The 17402-nt window shown below is 71.4% G+C and carries 22 protein-coding genes; 11 read left to right on the top strand and 11 right to left on the bottom strand.

The window, feature by feature from the left end:
* Positions 1-25: 25 nt before the first annotated feature.
* A complete protein-coding gene (locus tag ACIQMX_RS03085) occupies positions 26-979 on the top strand; it encodes a LysR family transcriptional regulator (protein WP_402474569.1) in 954 nt (317 codons plus the stop codon).
* Positions 980-991: 12 nt separating this feature from the next.
* Here ACIQMX_RS03085 and ACIQMX_RS03080 read toward each other — a convergent pair whose 3' ends face one another.
* Positions 992-1183, bottom strand: coding sequence for a DUF397 domain-containing protein (locus ACIQMX_RS03080; RefSeq protein WP_363072703.1), 192 nt, complete (start codon positions 1181-1183; stop codon positions 992-994).
* Positions 1180-2028 (bottom strand): helix-turn-helix transcriptional regulator, encoded by an 849-nt coding sequence (locus tag ACIQMX_RS03075; protein WP_363072701.1) that lies wholly within the window; start codon positions 2026-2028, stop codon positions 1180-1182. Before ACIQMX_RS03075 ends, ACIQMX_RS03080 begins: the two co-directional genes overlap by 4 nt.
* A gap of 145 nt (positions 2029-2173) precedes the next feature.
* Here ACIQMX_RS03075 and ACIQMX_RS03070 point away from each other — a divergent pair, with 145 nt between their 5' ends.
* Positions 2174-2620 carry an ATP-binding protein gene (locus ACIQMX_RS03070; RefSeq protein WP_402474566.1) on the top strand — a complete coding sequence of 149 codons (447 nt, stop codon included), beginning with the start codon at positions 2174-2176 and terminating at the stop codon, positions 2618-2620.
* Positions 2621-2766: 146 nt separating this feature from the next.
* Here ACIQMX_RS03070 and ACIQMX_RS03065 read toward each other — a convergent pair whose 3' ends face one another.
* On the bottom strand, positions 2767-3585 hold the full coding sequence (locus ACIQMX_RS03065) for an alpha/beta fold hydrolase (RefSeq protein ID WP_363072697.1): 819 nt from the start codon (positions 3583-3585) through the stop codon (positions 2767-2769).
* Positions 3586-3689: 104 nt separating this feature from the next.
* On the bottom strand, positions 3690-4361 hold the full coding sequence (locus ACIQMX_RS03060; protein ID WP_402474565.1) for a DUF4097 family beta strand repeat-containing protein: 672 nt from the start codon (positions 4359-4361) through the stop codon (positions 3690-3692).
* Positions 4362-4587: 226 nt separating this feature from the next.
* On the opposite strand from ACIQMX_RS03060, the gene ACIQMX_RS03055 reads away from it, so the two are divergent.
* From ACIQMX_RS03055 to ACIQMX_RS03035, 5 genes are all read left to right on the top strand, one after another.
* Positions 4588-5382, top strand: coding sequence for a helix-turn-helix domain-containing protein (locus ACIQMX_RS03055; RefSeq protein ID WP_402474563.1), 795 nt, complete (start codon positions 4588-4590; stop codon positions 5380-5382).
* A gap of 93 nt (positions 5383-5475) precedes the next feature.
* Positions 5476-5868, top strand: a complete 393-nt coding sequence (locus tag ACIQMX_RS03050; RefSeq protein WP_402474561.1) for a hypothetical protein — start codon at positions 5476-5478, stop codon at positions 5866-5868.
* A 147-nt stretch (positions 5869-6015) separates the two neighbouring features.
* The gene (locus ACIQMX_RS03045; protein WP_402474559.1) at positions 6016-6513 is read left to right on the top strand and encodes a hypothetical protein; all 498 of its coding nucleotides are present in this window, start codon (positions 6016-6018) and stop codon (positions 6511-6513) included.
* A gap of 94 nt (positions 6514-6607) precedes the next feature.
* Positions 6608-7555: a GNAT family N-acetyltransferase gene (locus ACIQMX_RS03040; protein WP_402474557.1), complete on the top strand. Its 948-nt coding sequence runs from the start codon at positions 6608-6610 to the stop codon at positions 7553-7555.
* 37 nt (positions 7556-7592) lie between these two features.
* Positions 7593-8243, top strand: coding sequence for an MOSC domain-containing protein (locus tag ACIQMX_RS03035; RefSeq protein ID WP_402474556.1), 651 nt, complete (start codon positions 7593-7595; stop codon positions 8241-8243).
* Positions 8244-8274: 31 nt separating this feature from the next.
* On the opposite strand, the gene ACIQMX_RS03030 is transcribed toward ACIQMX_RS03035, so the two are convergent.
* A complete protein-coding gene (locus tag ACIQMX_RS03030) occupies positions 8275-9036 on the bottom strand; it encodes an alpha/beta hydrolase (RefSeq protein ID WP_363072677.1) in 762 nt (253 codons plus the stop codon).
* A 113-nt stretch (positions 9037-9149) separates the two neighbouring features.
* Between ACIQMX_RS03030 and ACIQMX_RS03025 the strand changes: the two genes are divergently transcribed.
* Both ACIQMX_RS03025 and ACIQMX_RS03020 read left to right on the top strand, forming a co-directional pair.
* Positions 9150-10304: an adenosine deaminase gene (locus ACIQMX_RS03025; protein ID WP_363072675.1), complete on the top strand. Its 1155-nt coding sequence runs from the start codon at positions 9150-9152 to the stop codon at positions 10302-10304.
* A 134-nt stretch (positions 10305-10438) separates the two neighbouring features.
* Positions 10439-10753 (top strand): hypothetical protein, encoded by a 315-nt coding sequence (locus ACIQMX_RS03020; RefSeq protein WP_219568771.1) that lies wholly within the window; start codon positions 10439-10441, stop codon positions 10751-10753.
* 70 nt (positions 10754-10823) lie between these two features.
* On the opposite strand, the gene ACIQMX_RS03015 is transcribed toward ACIQMX_RS03020, so the two are convergent.
* The 5 genes from ACIQMX_RS03015 to afsQ1 all read right to left on the bottom strand — a co-directional run bounded on the left by ACIQMX_RS03015 (position 10824) and on the right by afsQ1 (position 14787).
* Positions 10824-11030, bottom strand: coding sequence for a PspC domain-containing protein (locus tag ACIQMX_RS03015; protein ID WP_363072673.1), 207 nt, complete (start codon positions 11028-11030; stop codon positions 10824-10826).
* Positions 11031-11126: 96 nt separating this feature from the next.
* Positions 11127-11723, bottom strand: a complete 597-nt coding sequence (locus tag ACIQMX_RS03010) for a VanZ family protein (RefSeq protein WP_363072671.1) — start codon at positions 11721-11723, stop codon at positions 11127-11129.
* A gap of 162 nt (positions 11724-11885) precedes the next feature.
* Entirely contained in the window at positions 11886-12521 is a 636-nt protein-coding gene (locus tag ACIQMX_RS03005) for a GerMN domain-containing protein (RefSeq protein ID WP_402475576.1), read from the bottom strand.
* Positions 12522-12574: 53 nt separating this feature from the next.
* Positions 12575-14113 (bottom strand): HAMP domain-containing sensor histidine kinase, encoded by a 1539-nt coding sequence (locus tag ACIQMX_RS03000; protein WP_363072669.1) that lies wholly within the window; start codon positions 14111-14113, stop codon positions 12575-12577.
* On the bottom strand, positions 14110-14787 hold the full coding sequence (gene afsQ1 / locus ACIQMX_RS02995) for a two-component system response regulator AfsQ1 (RefSeq protein WP_185095372.1): 678 nt from the start codon (positions 14785-14787) through the stop codon (positions 14110-14112). The genes ACIQMX_RS03000 and afsQ1 overlap by 4 nt, the downstream gene beginning before the upstream one ends.
* Positions 14788-14979: 192 nt before the next feature.
* On the opposite strand from afsQ1, the gene ACIQMX_RS02990 reads away from it, so the two are divergent.
* The gene (locus tag ACIQMX_RS02990; RefSeq protein WP_402474555.1) at positions 14980-15741 is read left to right on the top strand and encodes a SigE family RNA polymerase sigma factor; all 762 of its coding nucleotides are present in this window, start codon (positions 14980-14982) and stop codon (positions 15739-15741) included.
* Positions 15742-16131: 390 nt separating this feature from the next.
* On the opposite strand, the gene ACIQMX_RS02985 is transcribed toward ACIQMX_RS02990, so the two are convergent.
* Positions 16132-16791 carry a uridine kinase gene (locus ACIQMX_RS02985; protein ID WP_402474553.1) on the bottom strand — a complete coding sequence of 220 codons (660 nt, stop codon included), beginning with the start codon at positions 16789-16791 and terminating at the stop codon, positions 16132-16134.
* Between the two features lie 141 nt (positions 16792-16932).
* On the opposite strand from ACIQMX_RS02985, the gene ACIQMX_RS02980 reads away from it, so the two are divergent.
* The gene (locus ACIQMX_RS02980; protein ID WP_363072663.1) at positions 16933-17349 is read left to right on the top strand and encodes a hypothetical protein; all 417 of its coding nucleotides are present in this window, start codon (positions 16933-16935) and stop codon (positions 17347-17349) included.
* Positions 17350-17402: the final 53 nt, after the last annotated feature.

Below are 17402 nucleotides of genomic sequence, written 5' to 3'. Positions count from 1 at the left end.
GCACAAACACGCGATAATCAATCCCATGGCGCATCAGCACAGCTCACAGCCTCGGCTGTCACCAAGCAGTTACGAAGAAGACATCCGCGCGGTCCTCGCGCCGCGCCTGGCGTACTTCGAGGCCGTCGCCCGTCACGAACACGTGACCCGCGCCGCACACGAGCTCGGCGTCCCGCAGTCCACGCTCTCGCGCGCCATGGTCCGCCTGGAACAGGACCTGGGTGTGGCGCTGTTCGCCCGCAAGGGCCGCACGGTCTCCCTGACCCCCGCGGGCCGCACCTTCCTCGGCTCGGCGGAGCGGGCACTCGCGGAGGTCGAGAAGGCCGCCGACTCGGTACGGGCCGACGCCGACCCCACCGCCGGCAAGGTCGCCTTCGGCTTCCTCCACACGATGGGCTCGGAAACCGTCCCCGCCCTGATCCGCGCCTTCCGCGTCGACCACCCCCGGGTCCGCTTCCAGCTCGTCCAGAATTACGGCGAAGCCATGATCGAACGCCTCCGCGCGGGCGGCCTCGACCTCTGCCTCACCTCACCGGTCCCGGACGCCCCGGACCTCGTGACCCGCCGCCTGGACGAACAGCGCCTGCGCCTGGTCGTCCCCGAGGACCACCGCCTGGCCACCCGCCGCCGCATCCGCCTGGCGGAGGCCGCCGACGAAACCTTCGTCACCCTGGAACCCGGCTACGGCCTGCGCCGCATCACGGACGACCTCTGCACGGAGGCGGGCTTCGTGCCCCGCGTCGCCTTCGAGGGCGAGGAGGCGGAGACCCTGCGCGGCCTGGTCGCGGCCGGCCTGGGCGTGGCGCTGCTCCCGCCTCCGGCGGTGGCCCGCCCGGGGGTCGTGGAACTGACGGTGACGGCACCGCGGGCCGCTCGGGAGATCGGCGTGGCCTGGCTGGACGGACACCCGGACACCCCGCCGGTCGCCGCGTTCAAGAAGTTCCTGCTGTCACGACGGGGGAACCTGCTGCCGGACTGAGGGGGCAGTCGGTCAGCGGGTGCGGGATGTGGACGCGTACGCGGTGAAGTCCGCCCACGCCGCGGTGGAGACGGTGAACGGGCGGCGGGCGGTGTCCTTGGAGTCGCGGACGTGGACGGCGTGGGGGCGCAGGGCCACCTCGACGCAGTTGTCGCCGCCGCTGCCGCTGTAGCTGCTCTTGAACCAGGCCAGTTCGGTACTCATAGCGCTCCTAGCATCTGCTTCAGCAGGCCCGCCGAGGCCTCGTGGCTCAGCGCCTGTGAGCGCATCTTGCCATAGCGCTGGAGCATGGCACTGACCACTTTCGGGTCAGTGAGGAGGGTGCTGCTGTCATGCCCTTCGACGTAGCCGAACCAGGTGTGCGAGGGCGCCTCGGCGAGGTACATCTGCCCGTCGATGCCGGAGTGGTCCGGCTGCCTGAGCGGCATGACGAGAACCTCGACGTTGCGGCGCCCACCCTGTGTCAGCAGGTTGTCGATGAGGGCGGACGTGACCTGCGTACCCCCTAACCGGCGTTCCAGGACGGCCTGTTCGATGAGGAACGAGAAGGATGTGCTGGGTCGTCCGGGAAGAAGTTCCTGCCGCGCCAGACGTGCGGCCACCTGTTGCTGGAACGCGTCCTCCGCGAGCGGTGGGAGGCGCCTCTCGAAGACCGCCCGGATGTATCCGTCCGTCTGGAGCAGTCCAGGAACGCCCCGGCACTCGTACGCGTACAGCGTGATCGCCTCCTCCTCGATCCCCGCCCACTGCTGGAACCAGGAGGCGAGCCCGGCCCTCCTGCGCAGACTCCGCGCGGCGGCGCCGAGGACCTTGCCCGCGACCGCCCCCAGGGCCTCTGCCGCGCGCTCCGGAAGGTTCTCCGGCGGGAAACGCTTGCCCTGCTCGATCTTGGCGATGTAGGCGGGTGAGTACTGCACGCGGGGCGCGAAATCCTCCTGCGTGAGACCGGCGGTCTCACGCAGGGCCTTCAGGACGGCCCCGAACGTCCGCAGGCTGTCGGACAGTTCGGGCTCGCCGCCCGTCGTGGTGCTCTCGCGGTCCACCGTCATCGCCGCCCCGTCCTTCGCGCATCGATCAACGCGCACAATGATCACGGACGGTTACCCACCCCGTCCAGAGCGTCAACCCATACAGGTGGATCTGTATGGGCGTCGTTCCTGCTGGAAGCGTGGGGTGAGGCGGAACGCTTGGCGCATGACAGCACTGCAAGCCCAACCGGCCGTAACCGTAAGCGTGTTCGTCCAGCGCTGCTCCGCCACCCGCCTGGGCGCGACCCTCGCGCGGCGTCTGGCCGTGTGGAAGCTCGACGTCTGGGGTGTTCCGTACGGCACGCAGCTCTCCGACACCGTGGCCCTCCTCGTCGCGGAGCTCGCGGCGAACTCGGTCCTGCACGGGCGCGTGCCGGGCCGCGACTTCGAACTGCGGCTCTCGTACGCGTACGGAACCGGAGTCGTACGGATCGAGATCTCCGACACCCACGAGGCCCGCCCGGACCCCGCTGCCGCGCCCCGGTCCGACCCGGAGGCCGATGGGGGCAGGGGTCTGCTCATCGTCGAGGAGATCGCCGCCCGGTGGGGCGTGAGCGACCGGATCGGGCCGGGCAAGACGGTGTGGGCGGAGACGGTGCCGGTTGCCGGGTGAGAGGCCGGGTGCGGACGGAGCGACGCGCGTGGGGCCGTGGGCCTTCCGTGCCGATGCGCCCCCGCCGTACGGCCTCGGGCGCGACGCAGCCCCCGGCCGCCGGGGCCGGAGCGGTGACCCGTGCGCGCGGGCACCCGGTCCGGTCTTCAGCGCGGGCCCTGATCGGAGGCGGCGGCCTCGCGTACGGCCTCGGCGACGGCCTTGAAGTCCTTCTTCAGGATCGCGTCGTGGTTGCTGGCGACCTTCGCGCTGATCTTGATGTGTGCGTTGCGGGCGGCCACGCCGTCGAGGCTGGCGCGGATGAGCTCCTGTTCGTCGCCCTTGCTCCCGAGGGAGTTGCCCGACGCGACCACGTACCGCGCGGGGACGGTGATGCTGTCCAGTACGGGGCCCAGTTCGCGCTCGCGGGCGATCTTGCCGAGTTCGATGTTGCAGTCCGCCATCTGGTCGGCGCTCATGCGCGGGGTCAGGCCCGTCGGGCGCAGCAGCGGCATGAAGAGGTTGAGCCGGCGGAAGGTCTTGCGGATGCGCAGTTCCATGGCGTCGTCCAGCCAGTCGTGCGGCTGGGCGCCTTCGACCATGACGACGCCCAGGGTGCGGGCGGGGTTGCGGGCGGCCCAGTGCGCTGCGACGAACGCTCCGTAGGACCAGCCGACCACGAGTGCCCGGTCGACGCCTCTGGCCGCGAGAACGGCGTCGACGTCCCGTACGGCGGCCTCGAAGGAGTAGTCCGCGGAACGCTTCGACTTCCTTCCGCGGGCCCGCTCGTCGTAGGTGATGTGCCGCCACTGCGGCCCCAGTTCGGCGATGACCGCCCGCCAGTAGCCCTGGGTGGCGAACTGGCCGTTGAGGTAGATCACGGGGGTTCCGGAGCCGCCGGTGTCCGTCACGGCCAGGGCCGTGTCGTCGACCGGCACCATGCCGGTCCACGTCGAACCGGTCGAGGAAGGGCTGTTCTTCGTCATGTGGTTCTCCTGGTCGTGTGTGGTGTGCGTCGTGTACGGCTCTTCGAGGGCCCCGCAGGCGAATCGCGGGCTGGTTGGAGCCGAGGCGGTTGCGCCGCGGGTCCTCAGAGGCTGCGGGCGGTGATGTCGCCGTGGTCGGTGGTCGCCCGGATGTTCAGGCCGGCCGTGGCTCCCTCGGTGTTCTTCAGCGTGTTGTCGACCCGGCCGTAGCCGGTGCCGGCGTCCAGGGTGGCGGAGACGCCGCGGGCGGCGCCGACCGTCACGTCGCCCGTCAGGGTCCGCAGCACGAGCGTGCCGGAGGCGGCCTCGGTGATGTGGATGCTGCCCTTCTGGGTGCTGATCTGCGCGGCGCCGGTGAGGCGGCCGACCGTGATGTCGCAAGCGTGGGCGGTGATGTGCGCGCTCGCGGCCTCGTCGATCCTGACCGTGCCGAGAGCGCCCTCGCAGGTGACGTCGCCGAGTCGTCCGACGCCGCGGAACCCGGCACCGGCCGACTTCGTCTCCACGCGGGAGCCGGCGGGCAGCTGGACGGTCACCTCGATGGACCCGGATGCGCCGAGGACCTGGTTCTTCCCCGCCGGGGTCCTGATCCGCAGCGTGCCGTCGGCGTATTCGACCGAGGTCTGCTCCGCGGCCTTCACGTCCCGGGCCTTGGAGGCGTCGGCGGGCAGGACCGTGACGGTGGTGTCGGCCCGGTCGGCGGCGATGACCTGGACGCGCCCGGCGGCGATGTCGACCAGGGCGGAGACGGCTGCGGGGGTGTCGAACTTCTGCATGATGCTCTCCTCGTGTGCGTTCTTCGTTTCTTACAACGGAAAAGCTACGTTGCGTTCGAAGACCTGGCAACGAGGTTGTTGCGCTCAACTTCCATACGTGCAGGTGGGAATCGGTATTTCGTTGCAATGGATGTGCGGCTAATGCAATGCGTGGAGGGGTGGTCATTGCATTGAGTTGTGGTCGAACGCTACGCTGACGCCCTCACGGACCACGAAGGAGGCGGCGATGCCGGGAGGCAGGCTCACTCAGCAGGAACGGCAGCAGATCGCACTCGGGCTGGCCGACGACCTGGCCTACGCGGAGATCGCCCGGCGTCTCGACCGCCCCACCTCGACGATCACGCGTGAAGTGATGCGCAACGGTGGCCCCGCCGCCTACCGCGCCGATCTGGCCCACCGCGCCACCGAACGCCGCGCCCACCGGCGCAAGCAGGCCCCGCCGCGCGGCCAGGGGGCCCCGGTGCCGGCCGATGGGCGCGACGACGAGGCGGTGCGCGAGTACGAGGAGGCGTTCACCACCCTCCTGATGCAGCAGGGCCTGCCCAGGATGACGGCCCGGGTGCTGACCTGTCTGTTCGTCGCCGACGCGGGCAGCCTCACCGCGGCCGAACTGGTCCAGCACCTCCAGGTCAGCCCGGCATCCGTCTCCAAGGCGATCGGCTTCCTCGAAAGCCAGGGACTCGTCCTGCGGCAGCGCGACGAACGCCGCCGCGAGCGCTACTTCGTCGACGACGACGTCTGGTACCGGTCGACGATCGCCAGTGCCCACGGCAGCGCCCTGATAGCGGAGACCGCGCGTCAGGGCGTCGCCGTCCTCGGGCGCGACAGCCCCGCCGCCGCCCGCCTGGAGAACATCGCCCGCTTCAGCGACTTCATCAGCGAGAGCATTCTCCGCGCCGCGGAACAGGTCCGCGAGATCCTCCACGTGAAACCCGTGCCGGACTCCGGCGGCCACGCCGAACCGGACGCGGACCGCGGCGAGGACGCCGCGCGCCCGCCGGGTGGCCCCGTGAAGGGGTGAGAGCGAGGCGGGGTCAGCTCGGCCGATGTGGGTATCCTGCTGCGGCAGTTGAGTGGTCAGGGCACGTACAAGCGGTGGTAATCGGGGGATGGCATGGCTCGCTTGATCAGGACGCTCGTTCCCGTGCTTGCCCTGGTCGCCGTGACAGCCGGGTGTTCCTCCTCGGACGGCAAGAGCGAACAGCGGCTGACCGAGCAGCGCGAGAGCTACTGCACGCAGCTCGGTGCGTGGCAGGACGCGCGGGCGGAACAGGCGGACGCCGAGACGGAGGGATCGGAGGCGGAGGAAGCGTCGGGGTACGACATGGTCGGGGCCGTCGCCGATGACGTCTTCCTCGCGATGGAGCCGCTCCGGGACGAATCTGTCGGAGGCGGCCGCTCGCTCGCGGAGGCCACGGCGGCGGCGCTGAAGAGCAATGAGAGCGAGGCGGGCGGGCTCGTCGTGCAGTACTGCCAGGACAACGGCTTCGAGACTCAGGTCGGTTGAGCCGCTGACGGCCTGAGGCGGTGTGCCGCGCAGTCACGGAACCGGTCCGATGCGCGGCCTGCCGGAGCCGAACTCCCGTGGAAGCAGCTGTCCTTGGAAGTGAGCTGCGGGCTTTCCGTGAGGGCGGACACGGCCCATGATGGCGGCATGGCTGTCAGCGACGACCTGATCTGGGACGCGGACGACAAGAGCATGCAGATGATTCCGCGACTCCGGCGCATCGGGGTCACGGCCGCCTGCCTCGGCTTTCTCGGTCTGCTGTTCTGGATCGACTCGGACGCCACGTGGGTCCTCTTCGTGGGTGCCTTCTACCTGCTCGGGGAGATCGTGTACTGGGCGTGGGACCGACGGCGTCTGATCGAGGTGCGTCTCGTCCCGGGCGAAGCCGACGGGCCAGCCGGACTCCGCCTCCGCCGGGTCGGCGGACGGACCACCGAACACGACCCCCAGCACGTGGTCCGCGTCCTCCTCATCCACGACAACGTCCTCGACCTGGCCAGTCTCCGCCTGAGCCTGCAGGGCGGGCGGCTCCTCTTCGGACGCCCGGGCCGCCCGCCGGCTCTCACGGCATGGCGCAGTGCATGCCCGGCAGCCGAGGTCGGCGAAAGAGGCGCGCACTGGGGCATGCCGGGAATCCCCGACTGAGGGCTGTCCCGCCAGGAATCGCGGGTCGGCCCCTGGGTGCGTCCGGAGAGCCGTGCCCTGGACCGGCAGATCGGCCTGCGGCTAGGGTCCGCTGATGCCTTCGACAGCCCTGTCCTTGCCTCCCGGCTACCGCTCGCGGCCCGTGAACGCCGACGACATTCCGGCGGTCCACGCGTTGGTCGCGGCCTGCGAACGGGAGGTGTACGGGCGCGTGCGGAGCGACGCCGGTGCCGTCGCCGCCGATCTTTCGCGGCCGGGTCTGGTGCCGGAGTCGGATACCGTGCTCGTCCTCGACCGGGCCGGGAGTCCGGCCGCCTGGGCCTGGGTGGACCGGCGCTCCGAGGTCGACGTGCATCCCGGGCACCGGGGCCGGGGCCTGGGCGCGGCGCTTCTGGACTGGGTGCAGTCGCGGGCGCGGGAGACCGGCTGCGACGGCATCGTGCAGACCGTGCCCGACGCGGATGCCGCAGCCGTCGCGTTGCTGGGCTCACGCGGGTTCAGGCCGCTGGTGACGGCGTGGCAGCTGGAGTTCGCCATGCCGGCCGAACCCGCGGTGCCCGAGCCGCCGACGGGTGTGACGGTGCGGCCGTTCCGCGTCGGCGACGGCCCTGCCGCACACACCCTCGTACAGGACGCGTTCGATGAGTGGCAGCAGCGGCGGCAGGCGTACGAGGAGTGGGCCGCCCATACCGTCGACCGGCCCGCGTTCGCCCCGGCGCAATCGAGTCTGGCCTTCTGTGGTGGTCAACTGGTCGGTGGCGCGCTGGCTTTGGACGTGCCCGGATCGGGCGAGGGGTACGTCGAGCAGGTCGCCGTACGCGTCGACCACCGAGGCCGTGGCCTCGCCAGGCTGCTGCTGTGCCACACGTTCCGGGCCTTCCACCGGGCGGGCCGCAGCTCCTGCGTCCTGTGGACGCACTCGGACACCGGCGCGCTCGACCTGTATCTACGGGTGGGCATGACGGTCCGGCACAGCTCTACGGTCCTGCGCAGAGAACTTCGTGCCCAGGTGATCGATTCCCAAGGGCTGGAAAGGAAATGAGTCGCCGTAGCATGCGCAGCGCCGTACCGTCGCGCGCATGAAGCTGCTCTCCGTCAATGTCGGCAGGCCCCGGCCCAACCCGTGGAAGGGCCTCAGCGCGACGGGAATCGACAAGCGGCCCGTCACCGGGCCGGTCGGTGTGATCGCTCCCGGCCCGAAGGGGACCGGTGAGGTCGGTCTGGTGGGTGACCGCGTCTACGACGTGAATCATCACGGTGGTATCGACCAGGCCGTCTACGCCTATGCCCGTGAGGATCTCGACGGATGGGAGGCCGAGCTGGGCAGGCCGCTCGCCGGCGGTGCCTTCGGGGAGAACCTCACCACGCTCGGCCTCGACGTCAACGGCGCCCTCATCGGCGAGCGCTGGCGCATCGGGCCGGACGTGGTCCTGGAGGTGTCCTGCGCGCGGATTCCCTGCGCGACGTTCCAGGGATGGCTGGAGCGGGAGGGCTGGATCAAGCGGTTCACCCGGGCCGCGGTGCCCGGCGCCTATCTGCGCGTGATCGAGCCGGGAGAGATCAGGGCGTTGGACCCGGTCGAGATCGTGCACCGGCCCGACCACGACGTGAGCGTCGCGCTCGTCTTCCGGGCGATGACGCTCGAACCGGAGCTGCTGCCACGGCTGCTGGTCGCTGACGCGCTCCCGCAGGGAGAGAGGGACCGGGCGAGCCGGCGCACGAGCGCGTAGACGGGCGACGGGCCGGCCGCGCCGGGTCACGTCACCCCCGCAACGACTTCCCGAACCCCGCGGCCAACGGCATCCGCAGGCCCAGCGGGGGCGGAGCCGCCAGGGCGTCCGCGACCGGGCGGGCGTAGCTGCGGCCGAAGAGGGAGCCGCGGACGAAGTCGGCGGCCAGAGCGGCTACTTCGGCGTGGTGCTGGCGCAGCGCGTGGCCGTCCGAATGGACCTCGAAGCGGCAGGTGTCGCGGTTGGACTTCTTCGCGCGCTCGGCCAGGCGGAAGGACAACTCCGGGTCCGAGCGGGCGTCGTTCGTGCCATGGACCAGCAGGACCTGGCGGCCGACCAGGTGCTTGACCGGTTCCGGTTCGGCGTCCGGGTCGCCCGGGAGCCAGGGGGCCAGGGAGAGGACCGAGGTGACCGCCGGGTGACCGCCCGCGCGGAGTGCCGCGCGGCCGCCCATGCCGTGACCGGCCAGGCAGACGGGGACGTCGCCGTAGCGGCGTACGACCTCGTCCACCGCCCATTCGGCGTCCGCCGCGAGGTGCGCCTCCGTCGTGTTCCAGCCGCGGCAGCGGTAGTGGACGACGTGCGCGGCGAGGCCGTCGGTGCCGCCGGCGCGGGCCAGGGAGCGGGCCAGGGGGAGCTGGAGGGCGTAGGTGAAAGGGGAGGGGCGGCGGTGCGAGTAGGGCTCGCCGTCCGGGAGCAGCAGGACCACGCCGCTGACCGTGGTGGATTCTCCGGCCGTCCTGACGGCCCGTCCCAGCCTTGCAGCAGGCAGGGGGAGTGCGCGCTGTGCCATGACGTAACAGTGTCAGAAGGGCAGGTGTACGCCACCCGTATTCGCGGTCTCTGTTACGTATCGGCGAGCGCCGTCCAGCAGCGCTCTACGCGCGTAGGCGCTACAGTGCGTGGATGATGAGCCCGACCCTCAATGTGCCCGGCCAGGATCAGATCCGGCGTGCCCCCAAGGTCCTTCTCCACGACCACCTCGACGGCGGCCTGCGCCCCGGGACGATCGTCGAACTCGCCGCGGTCAACGGATACGAAGGACTTCCGGAGAGCGATCCCGACAAGCTCGGCATCTGGTTCCGGGAGGCCGCCGACTCCGGGTCGCTGGAACGCTATCTGGAGACGTTCGCCCATACGTGTGCCGTCATGCAGACGCGTGAGGCGCTGGTCAGGGTCGCCGCCGAGTGTGCGGAGGACCTGGCCGCCGACGGTGTCGTCTACGCCGAGGTGCGCTACGCCCCCGAGCAGCACCTGGAAGCCGGTCTGAGCCTCGAAGAGGTCGTCGAGGCCGTCAACGAGGGCTTCCGCGAGGGAGAGCGCAGGGCGCGGAAGGACGGGAACCGGATCCGGGTGGGCGCGCTGCTCACGGCGATGCGGCACGCCGCGCGGTCGCTGGAGATCGCGGAGCTGGCCAACCGCTACCGCGAGCAGGGCGTTGTCGGCTTCGACATCGCGGGCGCCGAGGCGGGCTTCCCGCCCACCCGGCACCTCGACGCCTTCGAGTACCTCAAGCGCGAGAACAACCACTTCACCATCCACGCCGGCGAGGCCTTCGGCCTGCCGTCGATCTGGCAGGCCATCCAGTGGTGCGGCGCCGACCGGCTCGGCCACGGGGTCCGCATCATCGACGACATCGAGGTCGCCGAGGACGGCAGCGTGAAGCTCGGCCGCCTCGCCTCGTACGTACGGGACAAGCGCATCCCGCTGGAGCTCTGCCCGACCTCCAACCTGCAGACCGGTGCCGCGGCCTCGTACGCCGAGCACCCCATCGGGCTGCTGCGCCGGCTTCACTTCCGGGCCACCGTGAACACGGACAACCGGCTGATGAGCGGGACGAGCATGAGCCGGGAATTCGAGAAGCTGACCGAGACCTTCGGATACACGCTCGATGACATGCAGTGGTTCACCGTCAATGCGATGAAATCAGCATTCATTCCTTTCGATGAACGTCTGGCGATGATCAGCGACGTCATCAAGCCCGGATACGCCGAGCTGAAGTCCGAATGGCTCTTCGAGCAGACCGCTGCGACCAGCGTTTCTACCTCGGTCGCCGGCTGAACGGACGCCTTCGGGGAACGGCCGGGAATCACTTTCCCGGCCGTTTTCCGTGATTTTCGATGTTTGCGGGACGGGCGGAGAGCTGACTACGTTGCAGACCCCCTCACATCCCCTTCCCCAAGGATGAATTTCACATGAAGCAGTCTGCTGCCAGGACTCTCGGTGTCGCCGCCCTCGGTGCCGCTTTCGCCGCTGCCGCCGCCGGTACGGCGTCCGCCTCCGCGCTGCCGCTGGACGCCGCGACCAGCGCCCTGCCCGTCGCCGGCGCCCTGGCGAACGCCACGTCGACCCTGCCGGTCCAGGACACCGCCACCGAGCTCCTCGGCACCAGCCAGACGAAGGTCCTGGGCGACGTCGCCGCCCCGGCCAAGGGCCTCCTCGGCGGCATGCCCGCCGGTGGTCTGACGACCAGTGGCCTGTCGGCCAACGGGCTGCCGCTCGGCCGCTGAGGTCCGCCTCGCACACGCCTGTGGGCGGACACCCGGCAACGGGTGTCCGCCCACAGGCGTGCGTGCGGGGCTACCAGGCGGTCGCGGCGGACGACGGCTGCTCCTGGGGGAGCAGCAGCCACAGCGCCAGGTAGAGCAGGAACTGCGGGCCGGGCAGCAGGCACGAGACGACGAAGACGATGCGCATGGTCCTCGCGGAGGTGCCGAAGCGCCGTGCCAGCGCTGCGCACACTCCGCCGAGCATGCGTCCGTCACGGGGGCGGGCAAGTGCGGCCATGGTGGGCTCCTTCGCGAACCGTTGCTGCGGAGGGAGCGGTTCGTCGCGCTCCCGGTGTATCCAGGATGGCTCGGGCAACGGGGGTGAAGCGTCGCTCTACGGGGCGATACCGACCCTGGAAATCGTCGGGGTCGACCCCGGAGACCTGTGTCCGTTCCCGGGGGATGCCGCCGCGCCCCGGGTGGTCCGGGGCTGTTCGTGCCCGGACCCGGACGGTGTCCGGCCCCGCTGCTGCCCGCGGCGGCGCAGCCGCGACCGCCAGGCGGGGACCACGAGGATGTGGGCGAGTCCGACGCCGACGGTGTTCAGGAGCAGCGAGTCGATGTCGACGACCTGCCCGGGCACCGCGGTCTGGCCCAGTTCGATGGCCAGCGATATCAACGCTCCGGCAGCGACCGTACGGGTCAGCGAGGCCCACGGGGAGACGAGGAGCCGGCCTCCGGCCAGCGGCAGCAGCACGCCCAGCGGGGCCAGCAGCAGGAGCTCCTTGCCGATGTGGCGGACGGCGGCGACCGGGCCCAGGGACAGGTCGGCCTTGATGCCGGCGAACGGCTGGAGGTTGGCGGCGGTCATCCACGGCACGTCCAGGGGGCGCAGAGTCAGCCACCCGACGAGCAGCAGATGCGCGAGGAGCAGTGACACTCCGACCGCGCGGAAGCGGATGACGGCTTGGCCGCCCGAACCTTGACGCACGCCAGCCAAGACGCGGGGGGCGGCAGGATCGGTTCCGCTCGGTCGGGGGAGACCTGGCTCACCCTGTTCCGGAACCTGCCCCGAAGGGTTCGCGACCGGGCCGGCTCAGGCAGCCGGGCCCGGCGCGGGGCGCCGGGGGCGGCGCGGGACAGCAGGGCGGGCTCAGGGCAGCCGGGCCGTGTCCGCCGTCGGCACGGACTCCGGGCTGGCCTTCGTCTCCGTCGTGCACAGGTAGGCGCGCGGTGCGTAGTCGCCCGGGCCGCCGAGCGTCACCGACTCGTCGGGGACCAGCGACTCGCTCTCGGTGAACGTGCAGACGATCTGCGCCAGGGCCTCGGACGGCAGGTCCTCCGGCTGCGCGCTGAGACGCAGCGTGGCCTTCGGGTCGCCCGGGTGGGGGCCGTCGACGCGGAGCGTCCCGGGGACGTGGGTGGAGAAACCCGCCTGCGCCTCCGCGTTCGGCGGTTCCAGGCGCAGTTCGTCCAGGAGGGCCCGGGCGATCCGGAGCCGGTCCGACGCGGTCTCCGGGACCTGCACCGCGCGGTCCACGGTGACCAGTTCCGAGGCGCAGACCAGATAGATCTGTACGGGGATGCCCTGCTGGGCCTGGGTGGTGATGTCCTCCGCGGGCATGGCGCACGGCACCCGGGAGGGGGCCGCTCCGGCATCGACGGGGACCGAGGTCGTCCTGATCCCGCAGCCCGCGGTCAGTACGGCGCAGAGCGCGGCGGCGGCGAGGGCCGCGGCGGGGCGGCGGCCCGGGCGGGGCGCGGTGAGGTGCCTGCCCCGGGATGCGATGAGGCGGTTTGCCCCGCGTCCGGTGGGGTGGCTGCCCCGGCGTCCGGTGGGTGTCACGTGGCGTCGTCCTCCTGGTCGGGGATCTCCGCGCCATGTCCTTCGGTGGTGCGGTTCAGCGCCTCCGCGTCGCGCGGCAGGCGCAGGACGAATATCGCGCCGTCGCCGTCCGGCGAGTTCGCGGCGGTGATGTCGCCGCCGTGGATGTGCGCGTTCTCCATGGCGATCGAGAGCCCCAGGCCGCTGCCCTCCGAGCGGGGGCGGGAGGCGCTCGCCTTGTAGAAGCGGTCGAAGACGTGCGGCAGCACGTCCTCGGGGATGCCGGGGCCGTGGTCGCGTACCTCGATGACGAGGTCCTCGCCCTCGGTCCGGACAGCGACCCGAACCGGCGAACCGCCGTGCTTCAGCGCGTTGCCGATCAGATTGGCCAGGATCACGTCGAGCCGGCGCGGGTCGAGGCGGACCATCATCCCGCGCTCGGCGTCCAGGTCCACCGCGTCCAGCCAGGCCCGGGCGTCGATGCAGGCGGTCACCTGGTCGGCCACGTCGACGGTGTCGAGGACCAGACGGGCCGTGCCCGCGTCGAAGCGGGTGACCTCCATCAGGTTCTCCACCAGGTCGTTCAGGCGCCGGGTCTCGCTGACCACCAGGTGCACGGCGGGCGCGATCATCGGGTCGAGGCTGTCGGCCTCGTCCTCCAGCACCTCGGCGACCGCGGTGATCGCGGTGAGCGGGGTGCGCAGTTCGTGCGACATGTCGGCGACGAAGCGGCGGCTGGACTCCTCCCGCGCGCTCATGTCCGCGACCTTCTTCTCCAGGGAGCTCGCCGTTCTGTTGAACGTCCTGGAGAGATCGGCCAGTTCATCGGTGCCGGACACCGTGAGCCGGGTGTCGAGCTTGCCCTCACCGAGCTTGCGCGCCGCGTCGCCGAGCCGCTGTACGGGCCGCAGCACGGTCGTCGCCGCGGCCTGGGCCAGCAGGGCGGAGCCGACGAGGGCCAGGGCGGTGGCGATTCCCAGTGACCAGGCAAGGGAGTTGAGGTCCTGCCGTTCCTGGTCGAGCGACTTGAGCATGTAGCCCGTCGGACCACCACCGATGATCTTCGTACCGGCGACGAGATACGGCGTGCCGCGGATCGACGTCCGCTGCCAGAACAGGTGGTACTCGTACTTGTTGCCCGCCTTGACCGGCTGCTTCCTGTCGACCTGCTCCTGCAGCGACACCGGCACGTTGTCGCGGGTGAAGGTGTCCAGGTCGGAGTTGCCGACGATCGGCTTGCCCGGATCGCGCTCGTCGATCAGCAGCACGCTGTAGCCGGGGCTGCTGCTCGCCATCTGCACGGCGGCGGTCTGCAGGTCCTCCTTGGTGGGCTTCAGCGGCAGCGAGGCCGCGCGGCCCTGCATCTCCTGCCGGAAGTCCCCGAGCGCGGAGTCCTGCGTACGGGTCAGCACCGCCTCGCGGTTCAGCCAGTACGCGATCCCGGACGCGGACACCGCGGCGACCAGCGCGACCAGCGCGAACACGATGACGAGCCGCAGCCGCAGGCTGGTCCAGCGGAGCCCGGCGAGCAGACTCCGCCGCACAGCCGTGCTCACTGCGGCGAGTCCAGCCGGTATCCCACGCCCCGCACGGTACGGATCAGGGTCGGCGAGGACGGCACGTCCTCCACCTTCGCGCGCAGCCGCTGGACGCAGGCGTCCACCAGCCGGGAGTCGCCGAGGTAGTCGTGCTCCCACACGAGGCGCAGCAGCTGCTGCCGGGACAGGGCCTGGCCCGGCCGGCGGCTCAGCTCCAGGAGGAGGCGCAGCTCGGTCGGCGTGAGCTGCAGGTCCTCCCCGTTCTTGGTCACGGTCATGGCGGACCGGTCGATCACCACGCTGCCGAACGTGGCGGAGTCGGTGGACTCGCGCTCCCCGCGGCGCAGCACCGCGCGGATCCGGGCGTCGAGCACCCGGCCCTGGACGGGTTTCACCACGTAGTCGTCGGCACCGGACTCCAGACCGACCACGACGTCGATGTCGTCGCTCCGTGCGGTCAGCAGGATGATCGGCAGCTGGTCGGTGCGCCGGATGCGCCGGCACACCTCGAAACCGTCGATCCCGGGCAGCATCACATCCAGCACGACCAGGTCGGGCCGCTGCTCGCGCAGCAGGTTGAGGCCGTCCTCTCCCGTCGCCGCGGTGGCCACACGGTGGCCCTGGCGAGACAGCGAGAGTTCGAGGGCCGTGCGGATGGCGTCGTCGTCCTCGATCAGCAACAGGAAAGGCACGTTGGTCATTCTGACCCATGGGGGTGCCCCAGTTCGACAGTTGGTCCCCTCTCAAGCATCCGGCGGCCCCGAATCACGTCCTCGCCGGGCCCTGTGACAGGTCTGTGACAGTCGGCGGACAGGGCCATGAAATCGCCCCGGCAAGCTCGTTGACACAAGGAACGGACGGACTCCACCGACGGGGGGCGCGAGATGAACGCAACGCACAGCATCACCACGAGCGCAGTTGTCACGCGTCTCCACGACGTCGGGCGGAACACCGAGAAGTCCGGCGCCGCAGTGAACGGGCGGGGGTGCGTTCGAGGCGCCGGGCGTCAGCACCCGTCGTACATGACGGTGGTCGACGCGCCTGCCGCCACGGGGGCGGGCAACGGGGGAAGCACGTACGGGGAGGTCACGGGGGAGCGGAAGACCCCGGCGCGGACCGAGGACGCCGAAGCGGCGTTCACGGCCTACGTCCGGGAGCGCCGCGCCTCCCTGTACGCCACCGCCTACCACCTGACCGGTGACCGGTTCGAGGCCGAGGACCTGCTGCAGAGCGCCCTCTTCTCGACGTACCGGGCATGGGACCGGATCAGCGACAAGGCGGCGGTCGGCGGATATCTGCGCCGCACCATGACCAACCTGCACATCAGCGCCTGGCGCAGGCGCAAGCTGAACGAATACCCGACCGAGGAGCTGCCGGAGACGGTGGGCGACACGGACGCGATGCGCGGTACGGAGCTGCGCGCCGTGCTCTGGCAGGCGCTGGCGCGACTGCCCGAGACGCAGCGCACGATGCTGGTCCTGCGCTACTACGAGGGCCGCACGGACCCGGAGATCGCGTCCATCCTCGACATCAGTGTCGGCACGGTGAAGTCCAGCATCTGGCGGTCGCTCCGCCGGCTGCGCGAGGACGAGGTCCTCAGCTTCGGCCGTGACGAGGAGGAGTCCTTCGGCGAGCTGGTGGCCTGAGGCAGCGGGGGGAACGGGGTACGGGGTCGTCGCTTCGGGGGAGGCGGCGGTGTACGGGGGAAGTCGAGGGGTCGGACGGGCCGGGGGGTCCCGTCCGGCCCTTCGGCGTTTGCGCGGGGTCGATGAGGAGCGGGGGTGGGGGGGGGGGGGCCCCCCCCCCCCCCCCCCCAAAGCCCGCGCCCCCCGCGCCCCCCCCCCCCCCCCCCCCCCCCCCCGCGGGGGGGGGGGGGGGGGGGCGGGGGGGCGGGGGGGGGCGGGGGGGGGGGGCGGGGGGCGGGGGGGGGGGGGGGGGGGGGGGGGGGGGGGGGGGGGCGGCGGGGCGGCCCCCCCCCCCCCCACCCCCGCTCCTCAATCGCCGGAAGCGCTTGAATCGCCCCCGGGCTCGGCGCTTCAGTCGCCGGCGGGGATCACCGCGGGCGCGGGCGCGGGCGCAGGCGTGCGGCACCTGCCGGCCGCGGCGGCGGCCAGGCGGCCGAGGGCCTCGGCCTTGCCGCAGGGGTACGCCCCCAGCTCCGTCTGGCGCGCCACGATGCGGCGCTCGGCGCGCATCAGCCGCCAGCCCCGACGCAGCAGGAACGGCACGGACTTGCGGCCTTCGCGAAGGTCCCGCAGCAGCCGGCGGCGGAACGTGGTCGACGGGCGGCCGCGCAGGCACAGGGCGTCCGCCAGGAGGCCCAGGGACTGACACCGCTCCACGATGTCCGCTGCGAAGATCCCCTCGGCCACGAAGAGCGGCGTGCGCTCGATGTGGAAGCCCTCGTGTCCCGTACGGGAGCTGGTCGCGATGTCGTACACCGGGACGTCGGTCCGTCCGGTGCGGCACAGTTCCGTGATCGCGGCGACCGCCGCGTCGGCGTCCCAGGACAGGGCGGAGTCCCAGTCGATGTCCGTGCTGCCGGTGACGAGCGGCAGCGTGGGGTCGCCTGCTTCCTTGTAGAAGTCGTCCAGCCGCAGCACCGGAAGACCGGTACGGGCGGCCAGGGAGGACTTGCCGGAGCCCGAGGGGCCCGCCAGCAGGACGACACGGGTCGAAATCGCTTGGGAACTCACAGAACACAAGTGTGAGGCATTGACCCGCACAGGGGATCCCCGGAGGTCCTGTTGGTATCCGGCATCACACCTCAACTACTCTGTGCACTCAACCGATTACTCGATTGATGGTTCGAATCGGCCCGATCAGGTGGGAACTTCATGGCACGTCACGCACTTTCCAAGTCCCGGCGCCGCACTCTGCTGCGGGCAGGTCTGACCGTCACCGCGGTGGGCGCCGCGCTCGGTGCGGGGGGTGCGGCGGCCCAGGCGGCCCCGCTGCCTCTCGTGCAGGCGTCGGGCACGGACACCAGCCTCGCCGAGGCGAGCGAGGCGGCCGGCGGTGCGGTCACCGGCGCACTCGGGCACTCGCTGGGCAACAGCGTCGCGCCCGTGACGCATCTGCGTCTCGACCCGCTGGCCGGCACGGGTACCGACCCGCTGGACAACGCGGTGGGGACGCAGATCGCCGACTTCAAGCCGGTCTCCACCGCGCTGGTCACCGACCCGTTGACCAGCGGCGGCGCGCTGAAGGACCTGCCCGTGGTGGGTCGGGTCACGGGCCTGCTGCACGGCTGACGCGGACGTGGCCCGTGCCCCGGGACCCCGGGGCACGGGCCACACCCGGTGCG

Source organism: Streptomyces sp. NPDC091416 (genome assembly GCF_044756845.1).
Lineage (GTDB): Bacteria > Actinomycetota > Actinomycetes > Streptomycetales > Streptomycetaceae > Streptomyces.
This window is presented reverse-complemented; position numbering and strand designations above follow the sequence as displayed.

Bases quoted from the DNA above. Each gene is read 5' to 3' on its own strand.
- ACIQMX_RS03085 (WP_402474569.1), top strand. From the start codon at position 26: ATGGCGCATCAGCACAGCTCACAGCCTCGGCTGTCACCAAGCAGTTAC.
- ACIQMX_RS03080 (WP_363072703.1), bottom strand. From the start codon at position 1,183: ATGAGTACCGAACTGGCCTGGTTCAAGAGCAGCTACAGCGGCAGCGGC.
- ACIQMX_RS03075 (WP_363072701.1), bottom strand. From the start codon at position 2,028: ATGACGGTGGACCGCGAGAGCACCACGACGGGCGGCGAGCCCGAACTG.
- ACIQMX_RS03070 (WP_402474566.1), top strand. From the start codon at position 2,174: ATGACAGCACTGCAAGCCCAACCGGCCGTAACCGTAAGCGTGTTCGTC.
- ACIQMX_RS03065 (WP_363072697.1), bottom strand. From the start codon at position 3,585: ATGACGAAGAACAGCCCTTCCTCGACCGGTTCGACGTGGACCGGCATG.
- ACIQMX_RS03060 (WP_402474565.1), bottom strand. From the start codon at position 4,361: ATGCAGAAGTTCGACACCCCCGCAGCCGTCTCCGCCCTGGTCGACATC.
- ACIQMX_RS03055 (WP_402474563.1), top strand. From the start codon at position 4,588: ATGCCGGGAGGCAGGCTCACTCAGCAGGAACGGCAGCAGATCGCACTC.
- ACIQMX_RS03050 (WP_402474561.1), top strand. From the start codon at position 5,476: ATGGCTCGCTTGATCAGGACGCTCGTTCCCGTGCTTGCCCTGGTCGCC.
- ACIQMX_RS03045 (WP_402474559.1), top strand. From the start codon at position 6,016: ATGGCTGTCAGCGACGACCTGATCTGGGACGCGGACGACAAGAGCATG.
- ACIQMX_RS03040 (WP_402474557.1), top strand. From the start codon at position 6,608: ATGCCTTCGACAGCCCTGTCCTTGCCTCCCGGCTACCGCTCGCGGCCC.
- ACIQMX_RS03035 (WP_402474556.1), top strand. From the start codon at position 7,593: ATGAAGCTGCTCTCCGTCAATGTCGGCAGGCCCCGGCCCAACCCGTGG.
- ACIQMX_RS03030 (WP_363072677.1), bottom strand. From the start codon at position 9,036: ATGGCACAGCGCGCACTCCCCCTGCCTGCTGCAAGGCTGGGACGGGCC.
- ACIQMX_RS03025 (WP_363072675.1), top strand. From the start codon at position 9,150: ATGATGAGCCCGACCCTCAATGTGCCCGGCCAGGATCAGATCCGGCGT.
- ACIQMX_RS03020 (WP_219568771.1), top strand. From the start codon at position 10,439: ATGAAGCAGTCTGCTGCCAGGACTCTCGGTGTCGCCGCCCTCGGTGCC.
- ACIQMX_RS03015 (WP_363072673.1), bottom strand. From the start codon at position 11,030: ATGGCCGCACTTGCCCGCCCCCGTGACGGACGCATGCTCGGCGGAGTG.
- ACIQMX_RS02990 (WP_402474555.1), top strand. From the start codon at position 14,980: ATGAACGCAACGCACAGCATCACCACGAGCGCAGTTGTCACGCGTCTC.
- ACIQMX_RS02980 (WP_363072663.1), top strand. From the start codon at position 16,933: ATGGCACGTCACGCACTTTCCAAGTCCCGGCGCCGCACTCTGCTGCGG.